Below are 4,301 nucleotides of genomic sequence, written 5' to 3'. Positions count from 1 at the left end.
GATCGGCCTGGCCGTCCCAGATGTGTGGCGGCAACGCCTGTTCAGGGTTTTCGGCACTCAGACTGAGCCAGCAGAACGCCGCTTCCAGCGCGCCGGCCGCGCCGAGGGTATGGCCGGTCAGCGGCTTGGTCGACGAGCAGGCGACGCCTTCGGGAAACAGCGCCGCGACCGCCAGGCTTTCCATGGCGTCGTTGTGCTGGGTCGCGGTGCCGTGCAGGTTCAGGTAGTTGATTTGCCAGGCTTGCAGATGCGCGCGGCCAAGGGCTTTGTGCATCGCTTGCAGAGCGCCGCGACCGCTCGGCTCCGGCGCGGAAATATGGTGCGCATCCGAGCTGGCGCCCGTCCCCAGCAGGGCGATGCCCGGGCCTTCGCCGCGCTGTTTGCTCATCACGAACAGTACTGCTGCTTCGCCGATATTGATGCCGTTGCGGTTGGCGGAAAACGGATTGCAGCGTTCATCTGAAACGGCTTCCAGCGAAGAGAAACCGTTCAGCGTGAGCTTGCACAGACTGTCGACGCCGCCGCACAGTACCGCGTCGCACAGGCCCAGATCGAGCAGACGCTGAGCGCTCATTAAAGCGCGGGCGCTGGAAGTGCAGGCAGTGGAAATCACGTAGGCCGGGCCGCTCAGTTGCAGCCATTCGGCGAGAAAATTCGCCGGGGCGCCGAGTTCCTGCTGGCGATAGTCGTACTCGCGAGGAAATTGCTGTTCGCGGATGTAATGCGCCAGACCCCGGCTGGCCTCGTCGATGCCCGAGGTGCTGGTGCCTAGCACGACGCCAATGCGCTCACGGCCATAGGTCTGGATCGCGCGGTTGATATGGTCACGAATCTGCAGCGCGGCTTCCAGCAGCAGTTGGTTGTTGCGACTGCTGTGTTCGATCAGTTCGGCCGGGATCGGCGCCAATTCACCGTGCACGCCGGCGACAGGCAGCTCACGCTCGGCGACCCAGCCGGACTCGCGGCGCATGCCCGAGCAGTCGCCGGCAAACAGATTGCGCGCGACTTCAGACTTGTCGCGGCCCAAAGCGCAGATCACGCCGAGGGCATTCAGGTAAGCGGTCATGGCGTCGATTCACCTAACTGGGAAACGCGATAGTGCGGGCCTTGAGGCAGATTCAATTGGAAGCTCAACGGTTGTGAATAGCGGATTTTCCAGCGCGCCGGCAGTGAACGCTGATCGGCCTGTTGGCGGGCGTCGGGATAATTGCGCAGCAGTTCGGCGGAAGGCGTCAAAGCGAACAGCAATGCGGTGAACAGCTCCCGGGCTTCCGGGTTCGGCGGCAGCAGACCGTCGGCCTGCCAACGCCCGTCGATCAGTTGCTGGCGGGCCTGTGGAATGCCCAGCGGATCCATCATCGACCAGCGCGTGCCGGCGCCTTCACGCTGGATCACCAGCAGCCAGTCCTGACGCTGCCCGGCCTGCTCGCGCTCGATGTGCAGTTGCAGCGGCAGGGGCAACGTCGGGTTGGCCGCTGGTAGCGGTGGCTGGCTGGCGCAGGCACTTAACAGCAAGGCTGACAAAACGATCGCCAGCCACCCAGCAATCCCTGTGGGAGCGAGCCTGCTCGCGAATGCAATCTGACATTCGCCACCTTTGCTGACTGATACACCGCTTTCGCGAGCAGGCTCGCTCCCACAGGGTTTCAGGTGTTCAGATCGATAGCCGTACATCAGACAGATTCCTGCAATGGCTTTCGCGCGACGACATTCACCAGCGTCTCTTCACGCTCACCGAATGGCTTGGGTTTGCTCAACCCCAACCGCTCCAGCAAACCAAAATCCTTCGACCGGCTCCACCACAGATACGGGTAGGAAACATTGCGCTCGGCAAACTCGAAGCCCTGCTTGCGGATCATCTGCAGGTAGCCGGCGGCGCTCTTCTGCACATGCATCGGGTGGCGGAACAGCCAGCGAATCACCCAGGTATCAATGTAAGCCTCGGTGGATTCGGCGAACAGCAGATAGCCGCCCGGCTTGAGCACGCGATAGAACTCGGCCAAGGCCTTTTCCTGCTCGACCAGATGATGGAAGGTCTGGTGGCAGAACAGCAGGTCGACGCTGGCATCGGCGACGTTGAGCGTGGCGCAATCGCTGCCGATCAACTCGACTGGCATGCCCAGGCGCGTGGCCTCTTCGGCGCTGAGTTGCAGGCTGTGCGGGTCGGCGTCGACGCCGATCAGGCGCTGCGGGGCGAAGGTCTGGCGCAGGTGGCCGAACGACTTGCCCTGACCGCAACCGGCGTCCAGCAGCACCGGACGTTCCGGCAGCGGCTCACTGAATAATCCACGCAGATCATTGATCGCCACGCGCAGCACGTGGTGCTGCCAGGTGTGGCTGCGCAGGAACCAGAGACCGAAGCGGGTTTCCTCGACGTAGCTGTCGCTCAGGTAATTCATGAGGCGTCCTGCGCGCAGAGTTGGGAAATCATCTTCAGCCGGCGCCGCGCTTCGCTGACAAACGGGTTGCGCTCGTCCCAGGCGTAACCGGCGAGGATCGAACAGATCATCCGGCGAATTTCCGCCTGGCTGTCCTCGTAGAAAATCACGTCCTGGAAGGTGCCGGCGTACCAGCCTTCGACGTAGCAGCGGAACGTGTCGACGCCGCGTTTCAACGGCTCGGCAAATTCGCTTTGCCAGTCCACCGTTTCACCCTGCAACTGACGGTGCAGCACGCCGGCAGCCATGCTCGCCGAACGCATGGCGATGGTCACGCCGGAGGAGAACACCGGATCGAGGAATTCTGCGGCGTTGCCCAGCAGCGCGAAGCCCGGGCCATGCAGGGTTTTCACATTGGCCGCGTAGCCGCCGAGGGTGCGCGCCGGAGTGTCCCAGACCGCGTTGTTCAGAACCCCGGCGAGGCTTGGCGTCTCGGCGATGAAGCTGCGCAGGCAGACATCGAGGTCGCTATCGCGCCCCCGGAAATGTTCCTCAGCCGCGACCACGCCCACCGAGCAGCGGCCGTTGCTGAACGGGATGGACCAGAACCACACATCGCGATGCTCGGGATGGGTGGTGACGAGGATCTTTTCACGGTCGAACGCCGGGTTGTCGATGTGATCTTCGACATGGGTGAACACCGCCTGGCGCACCGGGAAATTCGAAGGCGCTTCGAGGTCGAGCAAGCGCGACAGCACGCGGCCGTAGCCGCTGGCGTCCAGGACGAAATCGGCTTCGACGCGGTACTCGCTGCCATCTTCGCGACGCACATCGAGTTGTGGTTTCGCCTGATCGAAATCGACGCTGACAATCGCATCGCCATAACGGATTTCCGCACCTTGCAATGCTGCTTGATCGGCCAGCAACTTGTCGAAATCGGCGCGCTGCACCTGGAACGTGGTCGGCTTGCCGGCGGTGAAGGTGTCGCCAAAATCGAAGGCGCTGTAGCGCTCGCCCCAGGCAAACGCCGCGCCGGTCTTGCGCTGGAACCCGGCGGCGTTGACGGCGTCGAGCATGCCGGCTTCTTCGACGAAATCCAGGCAGTGGCTGAGCAGGCTTTCGCCAATGGAGAAGCGCGGGAAGTGCTGGCGCTCGAGCACCAGCACATCGTGGCCCTTGCGCTTGAGCAGGGCAGCGGCGATAGCGCCGGACGGGCCGGCACCGATGATCACGACCTGACGGGATTCCATTTCAACGATTGGCACGTGAGCTCCGGGGCAAGGGACTGTTCAGATTCAGGGGCGCGCGATGCAGACCGATAAGGGCCGGCAGCAGCGTCGCGATCAGGCCCATCAGCATCAGCGCGAAATACAGCGCCGGGGTGATGAGCTGTTGTTGCAATAGCAGATTGAGAAAGACGATTTCGCTCAGGCCGCGAATGTTCAGCAGCACGCTTTCGCGCCAGCGGCTGGCGCCAGCGAACGAGGCGCCCGCCCAACCGAGGCCGAGCCAGTTGCCCAGCAGTTTACTGGCAATCGGCAACAGCAGCAGCGCCGCCCACTGCCCGGCGCCAAGGCTGGCGAGGGCGCTGTGCACGTCGATCTGGACGATACCGAACGTGAGGATCAGCGGGATCGCGATCCACGTCTGCAAGCGGCTCATCCAGCGTGCCGGCAACGGCAGCACCAACGGCACTTTCAGCAGCGCCATGCACAGCAGATAGCCGATGCCGAAAATCAGCGCGTTGAGTTTGTAATGCTCGGCCATGACCAGCAGGGCGAAGAAGCCGAGGCTGTAGGTCAGCGGGCGACGCACGCGCAGCAGGTGCAAAAGCAGTGGCACGCCGGCCATGGCCACAGGCAGCAACAGGCTGCTCAAGTGCAGACTGCCCTGGGCGAGGCCGAACAGCGTCCAGCAAGTCAG

General features: G+C 63.3%; 4 protein-coding genes and 1 pseudogene. All 5 read right to left on the bottom strand.

Features of this window, described 5'->3' with window-relative positions:
• A partial coding sequence (locus OQK_RS08755) for a beta-ketoacyl-[acyl-carrier-protein] synthase family protein (RefSeq protein WP_016772038.1) occupies positions 1 to 1,066 on the bottom strand: 1,066 nt, incomplete at its 3' end.
• Positions 1,063 to 1,674: a hypothetical protein gene (locus OQK_RS08750; protein WP_016772037.1), complete on the bottom strand. Its 612-nt coding sequence runs from the start codon at positions 1,672 to 1,674 to the stop codon at positions 1,063 to 1,065. The genes OQK_RS08750 and OQK_RS08755, both read right to left, overlap by 4 nt.
• Entirely contained in the window at positions 1,674 to 2,399 is a 726-nt protein-coding gene (locus tag OQK_RS08745) for a class I SAM-dependent methyltransferase (RefSeq protein WP_016772036.1), read from the bottom strand. The genes OQK_RS08750 and OQK_RS08745 overlap by 1 nt, the downstream gene beginning before the upstream one ends.
• A complete protein-coding gene (locus tag OQK_RS08740) occupies positions 2,396 to 3,643 on the bottom strand; it encodes an NAD(P)/FAD-dependent oxidoreductase (protein WP_038860775.1) in 1,248 nt (415 codons plus the stop codon). Before OQK_RS08740 ends, OQK_RS08745 begins: the two co-directional genes overlap by 4 nt.
• A pseudogene (locus tag OQK_RS08735) lies at positions 3,630 to 4,301 on the bottom strand (sodium:proton antiporter); the annotation flags it as partial. The gene OQK_RS08740 and the pseudogene OQK_RS08735, both read right to left, overlap by 14 nt.

It is taken from the genome of Pseudomonas sp. R62 (genome assembly GCF_000257605.1).
Taxonomy (GTDB): domain Bacteria; phylum Pseudomonadota; class Gammaproteobacteria; order Pseudomonadales; family Pseudomonadaceae; genus Aquipseudomonas; species Aquipseudomonas atacamensis.
Note: the sequence above shows the minus strand (reverse complement) of the source record. Positions and strands in the feature narration are given on the sequence as shown.

What these genes read in the sequence shown, in the direction of transcription:
- OQK_RS08750 (WP_016772037.1), bottom strand. Translation starts at nt 1,674, where the DNA reads ATGTACGGCTATCGATCTGAACACCTGAAACCCTGTGGGAGCGAGCCT.
- OQK_RS08745 (WP_016772036.1), bottom strand. Translation starts at nt 2,399, where the DNA reads ATGAATTACCTGAGCGACAGCTACGTCGAGGAAACCCGCTTCGGTCTC.